The organism is Acetobacter sp. JWB, assembly GCF_003323795.1.
GTDB classification, from domain to species: Bacteria; Pseudomonadota; Alphaproteobacteria; order Acetobacterales; family Acetobacteraceae; genus Acetobacter; species Acetobacter oryzifermentans.
Genome location: NZ_CP030871.1, coordinates 526,458 through 548,558, shown reverse-complemented (window position 1 = coordinate 548,558; position 22,101 = coordinate 526,458). Strand labels below are relative to the sequence as shown.

The following is a 22,101-nucleotide window of genomic DNA, read 5'->3' as shown; positions in this document are numbered from 1 at the left end:
AAAATACCCCGCCCACTGTTTTATGGTGGGCGGGGTTTTTTAAATATTGCTGGCCGTTTAGCCTGTTTTACAAAACAGATGGCTTACCACTTAAAGCCAATGCTGCCTTGGGCGTTCCGGCGCTCTCCATAATAGCACCATTCCTGCCCGTAAGAGGCATAGGCCATGCAGTTGCCGAGATACTTTTTATCAAACAGGTTGCGCACACTGGCCGCCACACTCCACCCACGCAGAGAGGGAGAAAGGTTAGACAGATCATACCCAATGGAGCCATCAAACACTGTATATTGCGGCACATGCACGCTGCCGTAAGAGGCTTCGCCCCCATAACGTGGGGCGGAATAACGCAGGCCGCCGCCAAAGCCAAAACCCTTCATCACACCTTTGGGCATGGTGTAATAGGCAAACAAAGAGGCATTGCCTTTGCCAGACTGCATAAGCGGCTTGCCGGTGGAATCATCCTTAATTTTCTGCACGCTCACTGCGGCAGTAATCATCAGGTTTTTGTAGGGTTCGGCGTGGGCTTCAAATTCAAAACCATCTGAATGCACCTTGCCACTTTGCGTATTGTAGCCCAGATTCCCCACAGATACCAGCACGTTGGTTTGCTCGATATGGAAGCCAGCGGCTGTTAGCAGCACGGATGTACCGGGGAACTGATACTTCACCCCACCTTCAAGCTGCTTGCCCAAGGAAGGATCTGCCTGCCGGAAGCTCTGCCCCCCATTGTTAGACACAATGCCAGATTGTGGCTGAAAGGATGTGGAATAGCTGATATATGGCGCAAGCCCGAAATCAAAGTGATACAGGCCAGAAGCACGCCACGTAATCTGGCGCGGGCTTTCACTGGTGCCGGTATGGCTGATATAGTTCATCTGGTGGGAACGGTACCAGTCATTCCGCAAACTTCCTGTTACAATCAGGTTTTTCCAGCGCAGTTCATCCTGCGCATACATGCCAATCTGATGTGAATCCGTGCGGTAGTTCATATACGGGCTGCCCATGTCTGGCATGGTCATATGGTAATTGGGGTGCAGCACATCCAAAGAGGGCGCAGCGGCATAATAGCCTACCTCTGTGGCGCTTTGCTGCATGTAATCAAACCCGAACATCATATCATGCGTCACTGGCCCGGTGCGCACGTGGCCCTTAAACTGGCTATCAAACGCCAGATTATGCGTGTGCTCGTTGGTGCCAAAGGCAGAACGGGCAAGCATTGTGGGGTCTGTATCGTAATAGCCGCTATCATACACGCTGCGGTAGATGGTTTTAATATCATCATACCGGCCGCGGGTGCTAAAGCTCCAATCATCATTAAACTTGTGGTTTAGAATATAGGTAATGCCGCCCTGCCTGCGGTTGAATTTTTCAAAAGGCACGTCACCATCATAAAAGTTGCGCGGCAGGTAACCGTATGATGCACGTTTGAGAGAGCCCACAAGCGGCACGCCGCCATAAGTGCCGTTTTCGGGATCATACTGATAATTGCCCAGCAGGGTAAGCGTGGTGGGGCCGTGTGCGCCAAAGGTAAAGGCCGGGCTTATGGAAAAACGGCGGCTGCCCGTGCGTGCAAGCTGGCTGTGCTGGCCATTAACCGTGCCATACAGCCGATACTGCACGGAACCATCCTTGGTGGCGTAACCGCCAACATCTGCATCCACCCGGTACAGATCAAAACTGCCGCCGGTGGTGGTGATATCTCCGTAAAACTGTTTGTCTATCGGCAGTTTGCTGGAAAGCGCTACAAGCCCACCGGGGCTGGATTGCCCATACAGGGCAGAGGCTGGGCCTTTTAGCACTTCCACCCTATCAAGGCGGGATGTATCTGTTTGCGGCGTGGCGTACCCGGTGGGGCTAGCCTGCACCTTCAGCCCATCTAAAAAGGTGGGCACGGTAAAGCCGCGCAGCATGAACTGATCATACCGCGTGCCTACGCCACCGCCACGCAAATCAGACGTAATGCCCGCCGCATAACGGATGGCCTGATTAAGGCTGAGCACGCCGCGCACATCCATTTCATCCCGCGTAATGACTGTAACAGACTGTGCTGTTTCAATAAGCGGTGTGTTGGATTTGGTGGCGGAAGACGCAATGGTGGACGCCCTGCGCGCGCGCACTTCCACCCCTTCAACATGCACGGCGGATGCAGGCCCCTTGTTGGCGGCCTTGCCGTGTTTTGCTGCCGTTGCCCCAACCCGCTGAGACTGCCCGGATGTGGGTGTCTGGGTTGCTGCAAGAACCTTACCGCTTATGAAAAATGTAAGGGGAAGCGCACAAAAAATAATCCTGTTGTGGTGCATACCCGTTTTACCCCGTGGTTCTTGCTGGTGTATTGGCTGGGCAGTTAACAACATTGCGAATCATTTGCAATAATTAAATGAGGCTCAGATTTTTGTGGTTTTCTGCCGTTATATAGCGTTTTGCGGGATGTTTTTGGTGCAGGACATGCACAGGCCATGCCCCATAAAACAGGCGCAGGCCGGGCTGTATCAGACCGGAAAATACGGCCCGATGTTTTATAAACTATCTTTTAATAATCAAGCCGTTTGGCAACACGTGCCACCCGTAGCACAGCGCTGAACAGGAACTAAAAATTGGCCTTGGCATGGCCGCCGCACGGCTTGCAAAGGGCCTGTTCTGGCCCCTTGCCGCGCAGAGAGAATAGGAAGTGGCCGCTCTCTAAAATTTGCACATGAGAACGTATTGCAGTTGCAACTGTGGCGTTAAGGAGACACCCCACCATCCTTACCGGCCCAGCCATCTGCTGTATCCAACGCCGGAGCCAACCCCTCTAGCGGGAAGTTTATGGTCAGCACACCTGCATCACGCTTAGACAACATCAGATGGCCCACTTTGCCACGGCGCAAGGCGTCCATCAGTTCCAGCGTAAAGGTGGCCAGCGCCAGGCAGCCCTTAGTATCGCAATATTGCCATTCCAGCGGCACGGGCGGCGCGTTATCCACCGCCAAAAAGGAATGTTTGCTCAGCGAAAGGCCAAGCGGCACCCGCACAATAATTTTGTATGGCGCATCAGACAGCCGCGCAGTGCTGTTGGGTGGCACGGCACGCGCAATTTGCATGCTGCCAATAATGCTGGTGACGTGGTGCTGGGTATCGTTTATCTGAAAATTCTGCTGCACGCCGCATAAAAACGGCTTGCTGGTGGCGCTGTTAAAATTGCACTGCCAGCCCCAATGTTGGATAACCCCGCTTTTACGGTCTATTTGGCTTATACCCGCCTGGGTTGGGCCAACGGGGCCTTTATCATGCAGCGTATCCAGTAATGTTGTATCTTCTGAAGGAGATTTGCTGGCCGCCTGTGCTGGGCTACATAGCAGCGCCGCCATAACGCCGCACGTGGCAAAAAGCCCCGCCCGCGCAAAATACACTTTAAAAAAACGCTGCTGGGACATGCTAAAACTCCTGTTGTTTCATTTAAGCTGCCCCTCTGCCGTTATGGCACAGGCAAGGCAGCATTGCACCGCACGTAGGATTCCTTATCCCTAAAGATAAACAGCACGTAGTAATCCAACGCGCGGCCACGCCTGCGGGTGGTGTGGGTGTAAAACGGAAACACATCCTGCGGGGGGCCGTATTCTGGGGGCAGAGGGTCACTCTCCAGCAGGGTTTCCACTCTAAACAATGGCACATAAATATGCACCGGGCCGGGGTTGCGCCGCACATGCCACAAATTACGCCGAAACTTGCGCAACCGATCTGGCAAAATGAAGATCATGTTTTCTTCAATAAACCGCTCATCCGGCTGGGCGCGGCGCAGGTAGCGCGTATCTTCCGGCATATCGCAAAAAAAGTTGTAACCCTGTATTTTCATGCTTCTCTATGCACTTTCTTCGGGGTCATATCCGCTGGGCTGGGGCATGGGGTATCCTTTTGGTAACGCCTTAATTCTCTCCTCCCATACTGCGCGCAGGCATGCAACCAGAGCGCATGCACGGCAGACCTTAGGCGTTACACGGCCCCGCGGTTGTTTGAGGTGTATAGTTTTTGCTGTTTTAAACGCGCAAATTACGCAAGCAGGGCAACTACTGGATGGCCCACAGCTTTAAGCTATCGCCCATCATGCCCATACAGTGTGCAGGATAACTTGGCCGCAACAACACGGCTTTTACAAAATGCGTGCGCGCGGTGCAAACACACCACATATTGGCGCAGAGTTATCATCTATAAAAAAAACCCTGCCCCAAAATATGGAGCAGGGTGAGGTTATCAGGCCCGCAGAGCGGTTTCTTCTGGCATTTCAGCCCTGACAACATAAGGGCCAGCTTCTAGAATCTGGAGGGCAAGAAGTGCGCCTGTTCCCGGCTCTCTCTGGCCGAGGGGAAGGCAGGCATTTCCATCCGTCCAGCGCATGGGGTAAAATTCTACGTTATTCCATCCGTCCAGATTTTCATCATGCAGATAAGATGTGATCGTGCGCGAAGTCGCCCCTTCGAAAATCCTGACATCCCCAACCAGAACCCCAAGGTGGCGGCGATCATCTACAAATGGCCCTATTGCCTCATTCCGGCGGCTGGCGTTGGAGCGGATGTAAACCGTTTCAATACCTGCGGGAACCATAAAGAGGGCGTAATTTTTTTCTGTGCGCAGGGGATGGATAACACGACCATTGCCCAATGACAGAGAGAGACCGCTTTCCGCTGTTAGAACTGGTGTTTGTGTGTGCAGCGGCAAGCCCATTTCTGCCGCACGTGCGCTGAGCTTTTGAAATATTGGCTCAACAAAAGCGCGGGAGACATCAAGCGGTGCTGCGGCATCATCCCACGTAAGCTGACGGCTGCGGGTTATGGAAAGCACATCGCCATCCTGCCGGAAACTCTGCCGGTTTCCGGTATCCAGATAGCTTTCCGTCAAAACACCATCTGCGATGATAACAGCATGATCTTCGGTTTCAACGTGGTAATAATCGTAAGATGTGAAAGATTGATCGTAAAAGATGGACTGACCGTTTACGAGCATGCGAGCAGGCACAAAGCGGCCGTTAAAAAACAGGCAATGTTCAGGGGTGATCAGCATATCCTTAAAAGGCACGCCGTCTGCTATGGCGTCCTTAACAATGCGCACCGGGTATCCTGCCATATCTACAGAAAGAAAAGGCTTTACAACGCAGGTTGATTTGCCAACCCATGAAACCGTTTTCTGCTCTGTTTTACCGTTTACAAGCACATCGATCCGGTCACCAATAACCAGATTTTCAACCTTACACGTTGCTCCATTCACTGAAATTTCTGTGCCCGCAAGGAAACATGGATCAAAACCGCGGTTTTGAAATGCCAGCGATGTCCTTGTGCCATCGGTTCCTTTTACTTGCCAATGATTGTTACTTTGGCCGTATGAATCATTCACATAGGTATAATTGGAGATATTTACATCTGCGTCTGTTAATAGAAAATATCCGCCCGCCGTATCACCTAATATGATTTGCGATGAACCAGCCTTACCCCAAGTAAAATTATATGAATATTTTACACCATTGATAGTGAAACCTGTTGAACTATTAAAATTTACTGTAACACTATTTTGGATATTAGAGACAGTTGATTTTGAATTTACTGTTTTTATAGTTGCAAAGTTAAGTATATAACTTCCTGAAGATGGAATGTTGGTTGTGGTCGCCATGGGGTACTCTTAAATGATTGTTAAGGAAAAGTTAGAGTTAGTTATATATTATCGCACCTCAGAGTCAAATGATTCTGCGCCTCTGGCCCCGCTGGCATAGGTGCCCCTTAACAGTTCTGGCATAATGCGGCACAGATACACGCACGCGTTTTCCATCGCCCGGCGTGCCTGTGCTGCCAAGGGGCAACAGAAGTAGAAGGACACTTGGCCATGCGCTTTTCCGCCCCTTTTTTCCGCTCCGGCCTTTTTGCGCTGTGCGCTGCGGGCGCGGTGCTGGCTGGCTGTGCAGAACCCCGCACCACCATCACGCCAGAAGGCAAGGAAGCCCCGGTAGCCGCCACCGGCCCCAAAGATGTGTATGAAGCCCGCGGGAACGCACCCTTCTGGAACATGACACTGGCTGATGGCGCGCTTTCTGTTGAAACACCGGATGGCCCGCGCATGGCCCGCGTGATCCGCCACGCTTATTCTGAAGGTGGCACACGGTATTACGAGGCATCGGATATAAAAGCCGCCCTTACCGCATCTGCCTGCACAGATAACATGACCGGCCAAGTGTTTACAGATACCGTAACCCTTACAACCGCCACCAAAACCTTGCGGGGCTGCGGTGGCGCCCTTGTGCCCCCCACCAGTTTAAACAATACGCGCTGGGTGGTTACGGCTATGGATGGCCGCAAGCTGCGTAGCGGCAATTTTGTGCCCGACACAGATGATAGCGCCACGGATGAAAACCCCAACCCAGCCGCAGATATGTTTGCCCCCACGCTAGATATTAACGATACGGGCAAGATTTCCGGTTCCGATGGTTGCAACCGCTATGTGGGCGGGTTGGTGTTTGGGCCAAAGGGCAGCGTAAAAGCCACGCCTGTGGGCAGCATGAGCACGCGCATGGCCTGCCTTGGCAAACAGAATGACATTGCAAACACCTTTAGCCCATTGCTGAACAGCGTAACCGGCTGGACAACAGATGGCACACACCTTGTGCTGCAAACCTCCGGCGGCAAAACCATCCGTTTGCGGCAGGTGTTCTAACCCTTGCGCCTTGTGCCGCGCCTTTTTGGGGCGGCGGACTGGCCCCTTTATGTATCACGCGAGCGTGAGAGATTGCGGGCCTACAACACAAGGCTGGCCAACCCCATATTGGCAGCAAGTAATGCAAATACGTGCCTTTGCCCGCCCTTTAGCGCAGGAACCCTTGCCAGAGCGGGCCGTTATAGGCCTATCGCACAGATGTTTTTATGTTTGAAAGGGCGCTTTCGTATGATTTCAGCCAGCAAAAAAGTGTTTCGCAAGGTGGCTTTGGGTGTCACGCTTGCGGTTACAGTGGTTCCGGCGGCTGTAAGTGCGCTGGTTTCCACCGCGCATGCTGAACGCAGCGAACGGTTTGGTGGCGATTTTACAGCCGAACACAACGCAACATCCCACCCAACTGGCAAGGTGGATGCGGTGTTTTTCCCTTCCACGCATGAGCTGCGCTACACCATTACGTGGGATGGGCTAAGCGGGCAGGTTACGGTGGCGCATTTTCATGGGCCAGCAGATCCGGGGCAGGAAGCAGGCCATATGATCACCCTGAAAGGCCCGTTTAAAAGCCCGTTTTCTGGCACCGCCATTTTAACGGCAGATCAGGAAAAAGCCCTGCATGATGGCAAGATGTACCTCAACCTGCACACCGCCGCCTACCCCAAGGGGGAAGCCCGCGCACAGCTAACATCTCCTTATAATGGAGACACAGCACACACAGACCCCAACCGCACCTAATAAACTTTGCCCCCGCGCATAAAAAACGGCCCCACTGCCTACACCCCGCATATGGGGCAAGGCAGCGGGGCCGCTTTGCGTTTTAAGCCCAGATACTGGTGGGCATAAGCCGCAACATATTACAGGTGCTGTGCGCCTTCTGGCTGGGCTTCACCCCCCTGCGGGGCACCGTTAGGCTGCTGGGTGGGCTGCATGGTGCCGGGGGTGGTGGAATGTTCTACATCATACGCCGTGGCTTTTTGCTGATACGTACCCTTTGAGCCGGGGTGTTCCTTATCATACAGCGCGGCCTTGGCGCGGGCTTCCTTACGGTATTCGTGCCGACGATACATGCCCGCGGCACACCCCGCAGCCGCACCCAGCACACCATGATGGTTGGCCATATGGCCACCCACGGCACCAGCGGCACCATACTTCAGGCAGCCGCCCGGTTCGCTGGCGTTTGCGGCGGTGCCAATGGTGGCAGCCATAAGGGTTGCAAGGCCAAGGGTTACAATCTTACGCATTCTTTTATCCGTCTTTTCTATGGCCTGCCGGTGTGGGGCAGGCATCTGCCAAACTTATATAGCAAATAGATATGGCAGCAGCTTTGTTCAACACCGCCACACTAACCAGCAAACAGTGGCGGAATATGGGCCAAGGCAGAATACCGGGGCGTTTGCTATGCGGTGGCCTGTGTACTTAAAACTTTGTTTAAGCTGTTCTATTAAAACAGGCACGCATCCCCTTTTTAGCATGGCTTGCAACGCAAAAGCCCGCCAGCGCGGCTGCCAGCGGGCCTGATGTGTGTGTTGGTGCTGTGGTGGGCGCGTATTACCGCATAGCTCCGGCCTGAGATGCCGCCTGACGGGCAAATTCGGCCTGTGCTGCGGCTTCTCGCGCTTCGGCCTTTTGCGCCACGTCATCCTGAATAGCCTGCTGCGAGGGCAGCGGCGTATAGGGCACTGGCTTGGGTGCTGGCGCGGGTGTGGGGGCCATAACAGCCGGTGGCGGAGCAGAAATAACCTTCGGCGCAGGGGCAGATACCGCAGGGGCCGCCACATGCGGCGTGGCAGCCACGGCACGCGGGGCCACATAAGCCGGGGCAGATACAGCCGGGCGCGGTGGTGCCACACGCGCAACAGGGGCCGAAACCGCACGCGCTGGCGCTGTTATCTTGGGTGTGGCGGCCACACCTGCGGGAACAGCCGCCGCAGCGGCAACGGGGGCTGTGGCACGGATAGGCGGCGGGGGAGCGGACGGCCATCTTGGTTTTTCATCCGATGCCCGCTGGTTATCTATGCTTGGCGCGGCATCACCATTGCGGGCGGCCTTAAGCAGATCCGGCCCCATAAGGGCGGTGCGGGAGCATACGGCCTCACGCTGGTCTCGGTTTAGGGTGCGGGTATCAAACATCTGGTCTGGGCCAAGGCGCAGCATGCCAATGCCACCCCATGCGTAATCGGACGAATTGCGGACATCCGGCAGTTTTGCCAGTTCCCGCCCCAGCATGTTTACCGTGGTGTCTGTTATCAGCTTGTTGTGGTAGCAAAAATACATCAGCCCGCCCACATTGGCCGCATTTGTGCCCAATACGGTGGGTATGCCATCGTAATCCAAAATGCCGGGGGCGGCTGTGGCCACTGTCATGGGGGGTGGGCCGGGGCGCATCTTCATAATCTGTAGCCCGTAATGAGGGTTTTTCTCCGCCGCATAAGCCGCCGGGGGCGCGGCCAACAGGGCAGTGCAGGCCCCCAACGCCAGAAAAACAGGACGGAATCCCAACATCTACTTTGTTCCTTGCTTTGGTCTGGCCGCAGAATACGGAAAAACCCCACCTGCCAGCAAGGCCCGCCGCGCGTGCCATGCCGCATAAACTTGCGCATAGATGCCTGATATCCACACCTACGGCCACCCCATTGGCACGCAAATACAGCCTTACGGCCCTGTGAATGGCCTATATGCCACGCAGCGGGCACAAAGGCTGCGGGTGGATTTTGTGTAATGTTCTTGTATGCTGATGGATGAATATGGCCGAGCTTTCTTCTTCCTCCTCCGTGCGGGTTTCTGCGCGGCGCATTTTGGTGCTGGATCTTTTAGCCGGGTATGTGGATGCGCTGGGCTTTGTGTATCTGGGCGGGCTGTTTGCCTCCGCCATGACAGGCAACACAACCCATCTGGCCGCCGCCCTTGTTGGGGGCATCTGGCCGCATGCGCTGCTGTTGCTGGAAATTTTAGGCACGTTTTTTGTAGCGGCCATGCTGGCTACTCTGGCACGGTTGCGCTGGCAGGCCGCCATTGGCATAGCCTGTGTGGGCGTGCTGCTGGGGGCCACGCAAATTGCCATGCTTACACCGTGGCACCGCCCACTGGCCCTTGTGCTGCTGCCCGCCCTTATGGCCGTGCAGGGTGAAACAATTGCCCGGTTTTCTGGCACCGCTATCCAAACCATTGTGATCACCAGCAACCTGCTGAAATGTGCCTCTGCGCTGGCGACATCACTGGCTGCGCGCTGGCCGGGCAGCACGGTTAAACCACCCGCACCCGGGGCGGCCCTGCTGCCGGGGCTTTCCTGGCTGGGGTTTGCTGCGGGGGCTCTGTGTGGCACCCTAGCCATGGCGTGGCATGTGCCGCTCCCCTTTATCTGGCCCCTGCCCCTGCTGATTTTGCTGTATCTGGACATTGCCCGCGCCGAAGCCCACAACACACCGCCCTGAACACCCCCACCCTTTTACGAACAAGAGTAATGACCGGTCTGCCCTTTCCTTCCCTGCCTATTTCTGCCTCTGCTGCTTCTCTGTTTTATCGTGCACGCGGGCTTGCCGCGCTGGTGCTGCTGCCCGCGCTGGCAGGCTGCGGATATATAGATAGCCGCACCGCCCATAAGGGCCAGTTAGCCGTGATTGGCATGACAAATGAGGATTTACAGGCCTGCGCGGGTATTCCCGACAAAACGCAGAAGATAGATGAGCACACCACGGTTTATCAGTATGTGCGCTCGGTCAACATGCCTTCCACCAACGATTCCTCGCTGTTTCCGCTCCAGACATTTGTGAACATGACGCAAACCACCTTTGGCGGCGCGGGCAAAACCTGCGTGGCCAGCCTGCGGATGGTGGATGGCCGTGTGTATGACCTACACTACAGCGGCGATAATGACCGCATGATTGGCACGGATGGCGCATGCTCTACGGTTGTAAAAGGCTGCATTCGCTCCCCCGTGGCCTCCACCAACCGGTTCCATGACAGGTTGATTGGGTTTGGCCCGGTTTCGGCTTTTCATGAACCCAGCATAGAAGCCCAAAGGCGTGCGCTGCATTCGGTTTATGAACAGCCAGAACCGCAACGTATCCTCAACCCACGGCCAGATTCTGCTGGCGCGTCCTCCTCCGCCGCCACGCCCGCAGCGCAGGCAGGCGCGGCAACACAGGCGGTTCCGGTTTCTCAAACGCTCACGGGCCCGCAGGCTGTGGCCGCCGCTTGGGCTGCCAAAGCGCAGGCTGCAACACCCGCTACGGGGGCGGCCCAAAACAGCAACGCCCAGCACTAAGGCCGGGCGCTTTATATATTATGTGGGCTGGGGGTATGTGCCCCGGCCCGGCATGTTAAGGGCGTTCAGGCCTTGCCGCGTGCGCCTTCCTGCAACTGGGCTTCCAGCTTACGCAGGCGTTCACCCAGAGCTTTTGCGTGTTCTGGCCGATCCTTCAGCGCAATATCGTATTCCCGCTTTACCTGTTCCATTTCACGGCTAATATCTGTGGCGAATGGCAGGTGGTGGGTATGGTTTTCTGTTTTTTCAGACATAAAAATCTTATCCTTGGTTACATAAGCCTACCTTAAACATTGGAGCCGCCCCCGCAGCCTGCAACCCGCACAAAAGCAGACCAGCATTACCCGCCACAACGCCATGCCCAGATAGCGGTTGACCACGCGGGGCAAAAGAGTAAGTGTGACGCTGTTTTGATTTGGCATGATTCCGGCGGAATCTGCGGGGCTTGAGATGCATGGATATGGCACCGGCCCGGCAACCCTTTTACCGCCGGAACACTATATAAGGGGTTTTTGGGATGGGCATGTTTCTGTGCATTGCGCTGCTGGGCCTGGATCTGATGTTGTACTTCCTGGGCATGAACGTTGCAGCTATGAGCTCTGCTGTTATCGCCTTTATTGTTCCGGTTATTGTGATGTGCAGCTACAGCCTGACCCACATTGAAAAAGACCCGAACGCGTCTTCTTCTCACCACTAATGTGGGCTGGCGGGTTTTTACCTGCCATGCTGTAAAAAAGCCGCCGCAGCCTTATTGGCCCGGCGGTTTTTTTGTGCCCACATGTGTGCGGTATGCGGTATAAAGCGCGGCCTTACTGCGCCGTGCGGGCCAGTTGCGCATGGGTAAAGGCGCAGGCCCCGTTATGATAGGGCGTGCAATTTTGCTCCTCGCTCCCTATCACACCATGCGCCCCCATGCGGAAGGTGATGCGGCATGATTGGCCGTTATATTCCGGATCTGTTGTAACCACCCATGTTGTGCCGTGGCGGGCGGCTGCGCCCTCGGCTGATCCGGCGCAGGCATCCCCCACAACCGAAACTTCAGCAAAGGTTTCATCCCCCGTTTGCACCAGTTTAAGGGTGCCTTGGCCGCCTGCCATGCTACCGGAGTACATTTGGGCGGATGTAGCGGGCGGTGTATCCTGCGCCAGCGCGGGTGTGGCGGTTATGGTGGCGCAAAACAGGCCCAATGTGCGAAAAAGATGCGGCATGGCGGTTGCTCCGTTTTTAACAAACCGGGCTAACGCCAGCCACCGTGCGCGTTTTAATGAGACATCAGCGCACGAAACAGGCTGACAAGCCCCGGCTGTAGCACATACTGGATAATCAGCAGCACCACCATTGGGCTAAAGTCCATGCCGCCCGGCATTGGCAGCATACGCCGCACGGGAGCCAGCACGGGTTCTGTTATCCGTTCCAGAAACACGCCTATTTTCCAGACAATCTGGTTGCGGCTATCCAGAATGCCAAAGGCATACAGGTTTACAAAAATACAGGCTGCCAGAAGCACCCAGCTATACAGTTCCAAAAGCCGCATCAACAGCATGAAAACGAAAAACACGAACGCCAAATCCTGCCTTGCTAAAAAACCGAACACACCCTTATGGCATGCCCGCATGTCTGCCATCAGACACCTACAATACAGCTTGACAGCGAATTGGTAAGCCCTATACACCCAAAAATCACGGAACAGGCGGGGCTGTAGCTCAGATGGGAGAGCGCCTCGTTCGCAATGAGGAGGTCAGGGGTTCGATTCCCCTCAGCTCCACCACCCTCCTGTTCAAGCCCTCAACAGGCTGCTGCTTCTGCCATGTGCCATGTAGCAGCTTTGCACAAATTATGCTTGGGCATTTTTGGACGAGAAAAGTGCGCAAGAGCCTCCATAGAGAGCAGGCTGTTTCTGAGTTACAACGCATATAATAAAAATAGACTATTGAACCATAAGCTTTTTTGTTTTTCGGCTTCTATGGCTATCTGCTCCTGTAATAATTCTGGAGACAGTTGTTGAGCTAATTCCAAAAACATCTGCAATTTTCTTTAATGTTTGACCGTTCTTTCGATATTGAATGATTTCCTTTCGCTGTGCAGGAGTAATTTTGGCAGGCCGCCCCATTTTTTTGCCCTGCGCAATGGCTCTTGCGCGCCCTTCGGATGTACGATTGCGAATAAGATCGCGCTCCACGTCTGCCAAACCACCTAAAACCGCAAGCATCAGACGGCCTGTGCTCGTATTTGTATCCGTCCATGGCTCTGCCAAAGAGTAAAACTGAGAATTTTTTTCAGTTATTACTTTTACAATAGAAAAAAGGTCAAATGTGCTACGTGCCAGCCTATCCAAACGCGTTACCACAACTATTTGGCCCTCCTTCAGATTATTGAGTAATTTGTGTAATTCTTTTCGTGCAGCATCTGCGCCGCTAGCTTTTTCACGATAGATACGGTGACATCCGTATTCTTTTAAAGTTTTTATCTGAATATCTAAAGTTTGGCCCACTGTACTTACACGAGCGTAACCAATTTTATCACACGATTTTGATGAACTCATAACATCATAAACGACAGACATTTTTCAAAAGTTTCTTGCTAAAATCTTGATTTGCGCAAAGAGCGAATTTGCTCCGTACCTCATTCAGGATTCTTACAAGTATTTATGACAACCAGAACTGTTTATGCAACAAAAACTTATTTTGTTAGTAAAAATAAATCATGAAAAAGTGCGCAAATCAAGATTTTCGGAGATTTATATTATGAGCAGTGCAAGTACTTATTACACTTATGAGCTGGACGATCAGGGCAATCCGGTGCTTGATGCCAACGGTAACAAGATTATCGAAACAACATGGACAGTCTCGCAGCCATATGGGTCTTTATTCTCAGACTGGGATGTGAAAATTACAGATTCCAGCGGGCACGTTATATTAGACCAGCAGGACATTAACCCGGGTCTTGATATCCTTGGTATAGCGCAGCTTCTTGGCAGTGGTTACGTTCTTACGCCAGGATCTGGTGATTTTGCTGTTCTCATTAGCGCATTGAGCGCCCAAACTTTTGTAAGTACTCCGGGTGCAACAGGAAACTTCATTATTGGTGCGGGTGCAGCAGAAATTTCCACATATTATATTGGTGGAACCACCTCCATTTCTGGTTTAGCTAATCTTGTCACAGGTTCAACAATCAACATTATTGGGGGCAATGCTACATTAACCGGAACAAGTGGGGGCGCCCTTGCCGGTGTTTTAAATGGTTCAACAATTAATGTTGAATATGGCGGAACACTTAATACCGGTTCTGCATTAGCTAGCGTTTTAGAAGGCTCAACTGTTAATTTTGGAACAGGTGGCGGCACTGTTATTATCAACGGTGGCGGAACGCTTATCAGTCTTCTTTCGTCTGGTTCAGTAAACGCAACAACTTTCCAAAATTACGATCCTTCCAAGGATACGATCGAACTCCAGAACACAACAAGCACGATTGCATCTTACACCATCGAAAATGGTGGTTTATTTGGAACGAGTAGTTCAGAAAAAATTGTTACACTTAAAGATGCAAATAGCAATGTAATTGGGCAGTTTGCTGTTTCTCCTGCATCAGGTGTTACACTTAACAACGGTGCTTACATTGTTAATGCCTCAACCAATGATACAAACCCCCTGAAAATCACTGTATCTGATGGCAACACCTACATTGGTGCCTGCTTTCTTGCTGGCAGCATGATCAGCACGCCAAAAGGTGATGTAGCTGTAGAAGACATTCAGATTGGTGATGAAGTTGTAACCTTTGATTGGCGCAACAACAAGCATGTCACGCGTTCGGTTGTGTGGGTCGGCAAAGCACACGTTAATGTTCGCTCCGGCCTTCCTGATGATGAGGCTGGCTGGCCTGTGCGTATTCTAAAAGATGCCGTTGCAGATGGTGTGCCCTACAAGGATATGCTGATTACATCTGAACATTGCTTATTCTTTAAAGGCCACTTTGTGCCTGCGCGTATGCTGGTAAATGGTGTGTCTATTTTCTATGACAAATCCATTAGCTCCTATAATTACTACCATGTAGAAACGGAACAGCATTCCGTTATCACCGCAGACGGTATGCTGACAGAAAGCTATCTGGATACCGGAAACCGCTCCACCTTCCGGCAGGAAGGTAAAGTTGTCACACTGCATGGCATTGCCAAAAGTTGGGAAGACGATGCAGGCGCACCACTATGTGTGGATCGCGCTTTTGTTGAACCTCTGTTTCGCGCACTTGAATGGCGTGAAAATCATGTTGTTGGCTGCCCGCCGTCTGTAGAAAAAATTGCAACAACCCATGATCCAGATCTGCACCTGATGACGCAAACAGGTGCTACCATTCGCCCAATGCGGCATAACGGTCAGCAATACAGCTTTATGCTGCCACCTGATACAAAATCCGTGCGCATTATCTCCCGCGCCAGCCGCCCAGCAGATGCCATCGGCCCGTTTGTGGATGATCGCCGTTATATGGGTGTAGCTGTTGCTGATATACGTTTGCTTTGCGCCCAAAAAACATACGACATTACAGCCCACCTTCAGAATAAAAAACCAGAAGGCTGGCACGCTACAGAGTGGACAGATTGCGCCTGGACAACGGGAAATGCGGAATTGCCACTTGGAGACCATCTCACACACGGGAAAATGGGCATCCTTTCCCTGAGCATTCGTGCTGCCGGGCCTTATCTTGCCCAAACACAGCACACAGCACAGTTGAAAAAAGCACACTCCGCTTAACGGTTTTAAACAGGCTCTATCTTTGCGGGTAGAGCCTGTTTGTACAATTAAAGCCCATCCGTTGCTTTTAAAAACGGCTGCACCAATATCTCTATGCTCTTACTGTAGGTGAGAAGCCGCGGGGGAGTGCTCTTTTACAATCTGGAGCGCTTCTGCCATTCCCGGAATTTCCACGCTGCCTGCACAAACTTTTTCCAGAGCTTCGCGCAGGTTTTGTAAACTTTGCGGGGGCAACCCGCTTACGGCAAGTTTCAAAACATCTTTCAGCCCTTCAACCTGCATATAAAGCTTTTGCGGGTCTAATTCGGTGCCTGTTAGCATACGGGCTTCATCATCAGTCATCTCAACCATCCTATTGTGTCTTTTTTCCTGCCGCATCATGAACGCAGATAGCTGCGGTATCAATGCAAGGGCTTACATCAATTTCCGCACAGGCGTGTGTATGTTAAGCGTTAAGTGTTTCTGAAAATTGTGTTGCCTCTTGCCAGCAGATAATGCCAGACCAGATAAGCGTTGCCACTGTATAAAATGAAAAATGTATATATGAATTTTACGCCCCCAACACATAAGCCCACAACTTCAATCCAGACACCCTATATTATTGCTTGGTTTTTGTGTTTGGTGTTTTACCTGCTGCAATACTCCACGCGCTCTGCCCCCAGCGTTATGGTGAGCGAGCTTGTCTCCTCCTTTGGGCTTACAACGGTTGGGTTGGGGTCTTTGCTTGGGCTGTATTATTACACCTATTCCTTCTGCTCCATTATTTCAGGCGCTGCGGTGGATCGGTGGGGGGCCAAATATACCATTTCGTTTGGTGCGCTGGTGCTGGCAATTGGCACCTGCCTGTTTGGTTGGGGGGATGAGTGGATGGCAAGCCTTGGCCGCCTTATGCAGGGTGCGGGCTCGGCTTTTGCATTTGTGGGCGCGGTTTATCTGGCTGCACGGGGGTTTCCCAAAAAGTATCTGGCCACGGCTGTAGGGGCAACGCAATGCGCAGGCATGCTGGGCGGCGCCATGGGGCAATCAACCGTGGCATGGTTGATTCATGGCGTTATCAACTGGCATTTTTACTGGATTGATACCGGGCTGCTAATTGCCCTGATAGCCGTTTTTCTGTTTGTAATGACCCCGCAGGAAAAAAAGGCAAACACCGCGCACGTGGGCAAAGCATCTGCTTCCATGTTTGCACCGTATAAAAGCGTGCTCAGCAACCCACAATCTTATCTGTGCGGGCTGTGTGCGGGGCTGCTGTTTTTACCCACCACCGTAGGCAGCATGACATGGGGCATTACGTTTTTAACCCAAAGCTGGCACGTTGGTTACCACGAGGCCGTTATGCGGGCCGCCATGGTGCCTGTGGGCTGGATGTTTGGCTGCCCTGCCCTTGGGTATTTAACAGATAAGATCGGGCGCAGAAAACCCGTATTGCTGGGCGGCATTATTGTTATGGCGCTTACGGTTGCAGCCATTATTTACCTGCCGGGCAATACGTTTCCGCCTTATGTGCTGGCTTTACTGCTGGGCTTTTCTTCCGGCGCGGCCATGATCCCCTATACCATCATCAAGGAAGCCAATGCTGATGATGTAAAAGGCAGCGCCACAGGGGCTATTAACTTTTTGGTATTTGTTATGAGCGCCATTGTCTCTCCGCTGTTTGCAATGTTTCTGCAACATCTGGGGCATGGGCGACCACTCAGCGGGGCGGATTTTACAAAAGGCTTTAGCTTTGGCCTAGCCGGTATTGTGCTGGCAGGCGCACTTACTTTTCTCCTGCGTGAAACCGGGCAGAAAAAGCAGTAAACTGCGGGCTTTCCTTACCATATGCAAAAGGCCCTACCCTTTTCAGGTAGAGCCTTTTGCACACATTCAGAACTGATAAAATCAGGCAGAACGCAGGTTTAATTCAGCAACTGCCTGATCTTCAACAAGATATGGCCCAGCCGCCCGAATGGTCATGGTAAGAATGCCCATTTTGCCGTTGGTCAGATAGTTCCCCAAGGGCAGCACGGCATCACCATTGGTCCATGTGCAATCTGTCCAATCTGTAGCGTGCCAGCCAGCGGGTTTTTCGGCCTGAAGATGTGCCGTGATGTTATGTGCCTTTGTGGCGCAGAAAAGGCGCACATCTGCCACGGCCACACCCATATAGCGCCGATCATCCACAAACGGGCCAATCACATCTGCTGGGCGGCTTGCGCGGGAAACCACGCGCACAAACTGCGTGCCAGAAGGCAGCATAAAGCTGTACTGCTGGGTTTCCTTGCGCAGGGGCCGCACAATAGCGCCGGTGTTTGTAACCAGATACAGGTCTGGATCTACCGTTGTTTCTGCTTTTTTAGCCTGCACAATATGGCCCGCAATATCATGCGCACGTGTATTTAGAACATGGAACAGGGGTTCAACAAAGGCACGTTCTACCGCCAAAGGGGCGCCTGCATCATGCGCCCAGCTTTTGGCCTTGCCACGCAGCGCAGCAACCTTGCCAAGCTGGCGGAAGGTGGCACGGTTGCCGGTATCCAGATAGCTTTCTGTCTGCACGCCATCGGCAGTAATAACGGCGTGCTGCGCTGTTTCGATATGATAGTAATCGTAAGAGGTAATGGATTTATCGTAAAAAATGGATACGCCATTCACCAGCATACGGGCCGGTACAAACTTGCCATCAAAAAACAGGCAATGTTCGGCCGTAATCAGCATATCCTTGTAAGGCACGCCGGGGGCAATGGCGTTTTCAAGAACACGCACGGGCCAGCCTGCTTCATCATCCGCAAGATCAGCCTGCACATGTGCATGGGCTTTACCGGCCCACACAACCGGGCATGCCACATCTTTGTTCTGCTGCCAGTCAAAAGTTACAACGTCATCACCAAGCTGGATGTCTTCCACCGCCTTTTCACCTTCGGGCGTGCGGATCATGCTGCCAGCCAAAAAGCAGGTAACGGTTACGCTGTCTCCGTTAAAGGAGTAATCGTCCTTGCTATACCCATCAGCAAAGGTCACGTTCGCCAGAACTGTTCCGTCCTGATCCACAATTTCGTTGCCATTGCCGCTCCAGCTTAGACTTGTGGTTTCACCATTGGAAAACACAATCTGATCGCGCGGAGACAGGTTGTTAATTGTGAGCGTTCCGCTGGACGCATAATTGCTAACAATTAACGTATTATACCCGCTGGAATCTGAGGAAGATGCCCCGAAAGTAACAGGCGCCTTCAACGTGCCAACAGACAGGGTGCCACCGTTTGCAATGGTAACGGTGTTTCCTGTCAGGGTGCCATTTACTGCAAAGTTGGTCGATTCAACAGTGAAGGATGAGGCGTCATTCGTAACCGTATTGTTGATAGAAAGGTAACCATCACCGGTGAACGTAACATTCCCTTTAATGGTCATGGTGGGGGAATGGAAGTTGGAATTTGCCGTATCACCTTCAGTCCAGCCACCGTAATTATGCGCTACAACGTTAACTGTAATTGGAGATGATGTTCCATCTAAAATAACATCGTCACCATCATAAGTAGTGGGAACGCCCCAATCCCCACTTGTATTTACAGTTAGTGTTGTCATGCTCTTAATCCCTCACGTTATTCTGATTTTTTATATGCAGTCTGGGAATCCGTTTAATATTTTTCTAACGTAAGCTCAATCAAAACGTTAATCCATTTAGAACAAATTAACTATGTTGAAACATATCTTTCCTTTTTGAGAGAGAATGATTATCATCTAGGGTTAAATTTTGCGCTGTATATCGGCTATTCGCACCAGCCATCGCTTAAAAATGCTATTTGCCCGATTCTGCCTCTCATACTTGGTATGGTGGGGCATAAAATGGGCTGTGCGCTATACATTGGTGCAAGCGCTTTTGCCCAGCACCAGCATAAGGATCACACATGATAAATGCGCCCGCCCCCACGCCAGAAGAAGACTGGACAGAGGAAAACCCAATAGACGCAGATATTGATGCACGCGTTGCGCAGGTTAATCAGGCAGCCGGGTTGCCGCCAGAACGCCCCTCACGCTTTGGGGCGTTTGTAACAATCGGGCTGCCGGTGCTGATAACTGGCGCCTTGATGTTTATCATCTGCTGGCTGTATTTTTTCCCGCTTTTTTTCCGTTAATCGGGCTGCGGCCTTTATTTGCGCCGCAGGCCAACCACCTTACGCAGCGGGGCTGTAAGCTTCCATGATGAGGAAGCCCGCATGATCTCAACATCCCGCCGGGCCTGCTGCACTTCCTGCGCCAGATGTTCTTCGCGCAGGCTGCCATAAAACTGCGGGCCCTGCTTTTTAACCCCTTCCAGCGTAGAACCCGCGCAAATCACCTTTTTGGTTTCGGGGCTTAATTCCGTGCAAAAAGGTTGCTGCATCATGTCTGGAATGGGGGCAGACAAAAAGTCATCCACCCGCATGTTGCCAAACTGGGCCTTGGCATGTTCTGGCAGGCCGTTCTTCCAATCCTCCATCATCCAGCGCAGGGCATGCACAGGGTGGAAGTGATCTTCTACAACGCAATACTGGATATCACACCATTTTTCAAAAAGGCTGATATTTCCTTCAGGCGTGGCGTTAAAGTAATGCGATGGATAGCCATGCACAGGCTGCAAGAACGGATAATCTATGCGCACAATGCCGCCGGGTTTAAGCACGCGGCAGATTTCCGCTGCTACTTCCCACGGGCGTTTGGTGTGTTCCAGCGTGGCGGCACAGAGCACAAAATCAAACTGAGCATCGGCAAAAGGCAGGTTTTCCCCCACACACACCACATCCGTGCTCAGGGCGGGAAACACATCCACATTCACCATCTGCTCGGTTACGGTATCACGCAGCCCGGCCCCTACATCCAAAAACATCCAATCCGGATGCTGCTTTTGCAGGCCCGCAATATAGCCGCCGTAATTATGGGCGGAAATAGGCGGAAAAGGCGGAATATGAAATTCCTGCTTTATAGCGTCTGTCATATAATTGGCAGGCTGGCCGTAAGTGCGCGGTGTTACGGGGTTCTGGCGGAAGGCAATGCGCTCCAGCTTGCGTTCGCGCATGGCGGCCACCAAATCCTGATTGGCAGCCTGCATACGCCCTTCGTGCTGGCCATTCTGGGCATAATGCTGGGGGGCAGAAAGCCCGCACGTGGCCACATCGGGGTTGGCTTGCCAGTAAGCCAGATCATCCGCCGGGGTTTTAAAAACTGGTGTTCTGATAACCGGCACTTCGTTATAGGAACCGTCTTGCATCCGCTCTACCTTGCATACTGTGCGCGCCAAAGTTCCGCCCTATTGCCTGAACCCAAGCCCCACCCTTATACTTGGCACACCCTTGCAAAACGCTAAAGCCCCCTGCCATGTCTGTGCTTCTTTCTACTTTTCCGTGTGTGTTTCAGGCCTCTGGAGGCCGGGGGTTAATTGAAACCTCATCTCGCATGGGCGGAAACTTTGCCTTTGGCGGCACGCTGCCCGATGGCACCCACAGCCTGCTAACAGACTGGCACACAGATACCCCCCCCATATACCGCTACAGTTTTGGCCCCGCAGTGTTTGACCCCGCTTTGGCCCTGTTTGCATGGGAAGGCCGCCCCTTGCATGATACAGTTTATACCCAAGGCCCGGACGCGCTCAGGCGCTGGCATGCGGCCCCGGCCAACACACCTGTAGAACAGCACAATTGCACCGCATGGGCAGGGTTTGACCACTGGAACACCAATTACTACCACTGGGTAGCGCATACGGTTCCGGCTCTTTACTATTTTCTTAAACACGCTGGGCAGAACGATGTGTTTTTGCTGCCCCCCCTTACCCCGTGGCAGGAGCAATTTGTAACATTGGCTGGGCTGGCGCCCGAACGGCGGCTGATAACCCGGCATGGCACACGCTATGCCTTTGCGCGCGTGGTTTATACAGATTTTGTGCGCGGCAAAACCGATTTTACAGCATCCCAAACAGCACTTGCCGCCTATGCGGCGTTACGCCGGGCCGCCAGCACCACACCCAAACGCGGGCGCTATCTGTTTTTGGAACGCGGCGAAGCCACAAACCGCCGCATGCCTAACGAGGCCGCGTTGGCCGAAGCTTTATCCACGCTCGGCTTTGCCCGTGTACGCCCCGAACGCCTGCCCGTAACCCAGCAAATAGACCTGTTTGCACAAGCCGATATGGTGGTGGGCTTTTTAGGCGCGGGCCTTGCCAATGTGGCATGGTGCCAGCCCGGCACGCTGGTGTACGAACTGGTGCCCAGCCACCACCTTAACCCGTGTTTTCTGGCCATGTGTATTCAGGGTGGTTTGCAGTATTGGGCAGACAAGGTGGAAACCGGCGTTGCGCATGAAGACCACTACACACCCGCAAACCTGCCTCTGCCTGTAGGCAAGATTGTCAGCCACGCACAAACGCTGCTGCACTTCCGGCAAAAACAGACTGGGTAAATATCCATGTCTGTATTC

At 52.8% G+C, this 22,101-nt stretch carries 22 protein-coding genes and 1 tRNA gene; 10 read left to right on the top strand and 13 right to left on the bottom strand.

Annotation, left to right across the window (positions count from 1 at the left end):
- Positions 1-83 precede the first annotated feature (83 nt).
- The 4 genes from DS739_RS02580 to DS739_RS02560 form a co-directional block, all read right to left on the bottom strand.
- Positions 84-2,300, bottom strand: a complete 2,217-nt coding sequence (locus DS739_RS02580) for a TonB-dependent siderophore receptor (RefSeq protein ID WP_035351090.1) — start codon at positions 2,298-2,300, stop codon at positions 84-86.
- A 423-nt stretch (positions 2,301-2,723) separates the two neighbouring features.
- A complete protein-coding gene (locus DS739_RS02575) occupies positions 2,724-3,413 on the bottom strand; it encodes an invasion associated locus B family protein (protein ID WP_035351088.1) in 690 nt (229 codons plus the stop codon).
- 41 nt (positions 3,414-3,454) lie between these two features.
- Entirely contained in the window at positions 3,455-3,832 is a 378-nt protein-coding gene (locus tag DS739_RS02570; protein ID WP_006117042.1) for a hypothetical protein, read from the bottom strand.
- A 395-nt stretch (positions 3,833-4,227) separates the two neighbouring features.
- A complete protein-coding gene (locus DS739_RS02560; RefSeq protein ID WP_231621167.1) occupies positions 4,228-5,238 on the bottom strand; it encodes a Hint domain-containing protein in 1,011 nt (336 codons plus the stop codon).
- Positions 5,239-5,847: 609 nt separating this feature from the next.
- Between DS739_RS02560 and DS739_RS02555 the strand changes: the two genes are divergently transcribed.
- Complete coding sequence (locus DS739_RS02555; protein WP_035351084.1) at positions 5,848-6,672, top strand: META domain-containing protein; 825 nt, start codon at positions 5,848-5,850, stop codon at positions 6,670-6,672.
- Positions 6,673-6,900: 228 nt separating this feature from the next.
- Positions 6,901-7,401: a CHRD domain-containing protein gene (locus DS739_RS02550; protein ID WP_035351123.1), complete on the top strand. Its 501-nt coding sequence runs from the start codon at positions 6,901-6,903 to the stop codon at positions 7,399-7,401.
- Between the two features lie 119 nt (positions 7,402-7,520).
- On the opposite strand, the gene DS739_RS02545 is transcribed toward DS739_RS02550, so the two are convergent.
- Both DS739_RS02545 and DS739_RS02540 read right to left on the bottom strand, forming a co-directional pair.
- Positions 7,521-7,952 carry a hypothetical protein gene (locus DS739_RS02545; protein WP_035351082.1) on the bottom strand — a complete coding sequence of 144 codons (432 nt, stop codon included), beginning with the start codon at positions 7,950-7,952 and terminating at the stop codon, positions 7,521-7,523.
- 262 nt (positions 7,953-8,214) lie between these two features.
- Positions 8,215-9,168 (bottom strand): hypothetical protein, encoded by a 954-nt coding sequence (locus DS739_RS02540; protein WP_035351079.1) that lies wholly within the window; start codon positions 9,166-9,168, stop codon positions 8,215-8,217.
- A 242-nt stretch (positions 9,169-9,410) separates the two neighbouring features.
- On the opposite strand from DS739_RS02540, the gene DS739_RS02535 reads away from it, so the two are divergent.
- Together DS739_RS02535 and DS739_RS02530 are read left to right on the top strand one after the other, a co-directional pair.
- Complete coding sequence (locus DS739_RS02535; RefSeq protein WP_170315327.1) at positions 9,411-10,097, top strand: YoaK family protein; 687 nt, start codon at positions 9,411-9,413, stop codon at positions 10,095-10,097.
- A 29-nt stretch (positions 10,098-10,126) separates the two neighbouring features.
- Positions 10,127-10,930 (top strand): hypothetical protein, encoded by an 804-nt coding sequence (locus tag DS739_RS02530; protein WP_006117035.1) that lies wholly within the window; start codon positions 10,127-10,129, stop codon positions 10,928-10,930.
- A gap of 65 nt (positions 10,931-10,995) precedes the next feature.
- Here DS739_RS02530 and DS739_RS02525 read toward each other — a convergent pair whose 3' ends face one another.
- Positions 10,996-11,184: a hypothetical protein gene (locus DS739_RS02525; protein ID WP_006117034.1), complete on the bottom strand. Its 189-nt coding sequence runs from the start codon at positions 11,182-11,184 to the stop codon at positions 10,996-10,998.
- A gap of 263 nt (positions 11,185-11,447) precedes the next feature.
- On the opposite strand from DS739_RS02525, the gene DS739_RS02520 reads away from it, so the two are divergent.
- Entirely contained in the window at positions 11,448-11,627 is a 180-nt protein-coding gene (locus DS739_RS02520; protein WP_003626196.1) for a hypothetical protein, read from the top strand.
- Between the two features lie 112 nt (positions 11,628-11,739).
- Here DS739_RS02520 and DS739_RS02515 read toward each other — a convergent pair whose 3' ends face one another.
- A complete protein-coding gene (locus DS739_RS02515) occupies positions 11,740-12,138 on the bottom strand; it encodes a hypothetical protein (RefSeq protein ID WP_006117032.1) in 399 nt (132 codons plus the stop codon).
- A gap of 53 nt (positions 12,139-12,191) precedes the next feature.
- A complete protein-coding gene (locus DS739_RS02510; protein WP_006117031.1) occupies positions 12,192-12,602 on the bottom strand; it encodes a YggT family protein in 411 nt (136 codons plus the stop codon).
- A gap of 20 nt (positions 12,603-12,622) precedes the next feature.
- Here DS739_RS02510 and DS739_RS02505 point away from each other — a divergent pair.
- A tRNA-Ala gene (locus DS739_RS02505) sits at positions 12,623-12,698 on the top strand.
- A 159-nt stretch (positions 12,699-12,857) separates the two neighbouring features.
- On the opposite strand, the gene DS739_RS02500 is transcribed toward DS739_RS02505, so the two are convergent.
- Positions 12,858-13,493: a recombinase family protein gene (locus tag DS739_RS02500; RefSeq protein WP_006117030.1), complete on the bottom strand. Its 636-nt coding sequence runs from the start codon at positions 13,491-13,493 to the stop codon at positions 12,858-12,860.
- Between the two features lie 181 nt (positions 13,494-13,674).
- On the opposite strand from DS739_RS02500, the gene DS739_RS02495 reads away from it, so the two are divergent.
- A complete protein-coding gene (locus tag DS739_RS02495) occupies positions 13,675-15,675 on the top strand; it encodes a Hint domain-containing protein (RefSeq protein WP_100070293.1) in 2,001 nt (666 codons plus the stop codon).
- Positions 15,676-15,774: 99 nt separating this feature from the next.
- On the opposite strand, the gene DS739_RS02490 is transcribed toward DS739_RS02495, so the two are convergent.
- Positions 15,775-16,017 (bottom strand): hypothetical protein, encoded by a 243-nt coding sequence (locus tag DS739_RS02490; RefSeq protein ID WP_035351113.1) that lies wholly within the window; start codon positions 16,015-16,017, stop codon positions 15,775-15,777.
- 201 nt (positions 16,018-16,218) lie between these two features.
- On the opposite strand from DS739_RS02490, the gene DS739_RS02485 reads away from it, so the two are divergent.
- The gene (locus DS739_RS02485; RefSeq protein WP_231621166.1) at positions 16,219-17,475 is read left to right on the top strand and encodes an MFS transporter; all 1,257 of its coding nucleotides are present in this window, start codon (positions 16,219-16,221) and stop codon (positions 17,473-17,475) included.
- A gap of 81 nt (positions 17,476-17,556) precedes the next feature.
- On the opposite strand, the gene DS739_RS02480 is transcribed toward DS739_RS02485, so the two are convergent.
- Positions 17,557-19,236 carry a Hint domain-containing protein gene (locus tag DS739_RS02480; protein ID WP_006117026.1) on the bottom strand — a complete coding sequence of 560 codons (1,680 nt, stop codon included), beginning with the start codon at positions 19,234-19,236 and terminating at the stop codon, positions 17,557-17,559.
- A gap of 323 nt (positions 19,237-19,559) precedes the next feature.
- Here DS739_RS02480 and DS739_RS02475 point away from each other — a divergent pair, with 323 nt between their 5' ends.
- Positions 19,560-19,787, top strand: a complete 228-nt coding sequence (locus DS739_RS02475) for a hypothetical protein (protein WP_006117025.1) — start codon at positions 19,560-19,562, stop codon at positions 19,785-19,787.
- A 14-nt stretch (positions 19,788-19,801) separates the two neighbouring features.
- Here DS739_RS02475 and DS739_RS02470 read toward each other — a convergent pair whose 3' ends face one another.
- On the bottom strand, positions 19,802-20,899 hold the full coding sequence (locus DS739_RS02470; protein WP_035351069.1) for a class I SAM-dependent methyltransferase: 1,098 nt from the start codon (positions 20,897-20,899) through the stop codon (positions 19,802-19,804).
- 107 nt (positions 20,900-21,006) lie between these two features.
- Between DS739_RS02470 and DS739_RS02465 the strand changes: the two genes are divergently transcribed.
- Positions 21,007-22,083 carry a DUF563 domain-containing protein gene (locus DS739_RS02465; RefSeq protein WP_035351068.1) on the top strand — a complete coding sequence of 359 codons (1,077 nt, stop codon included), beginning with the start codon at positions 21,007-21,009 and terminating at the stop codon, positions 22,081-22,083.
- Positions 22,084-22,101: the final 18 nt, after the last annotated feature.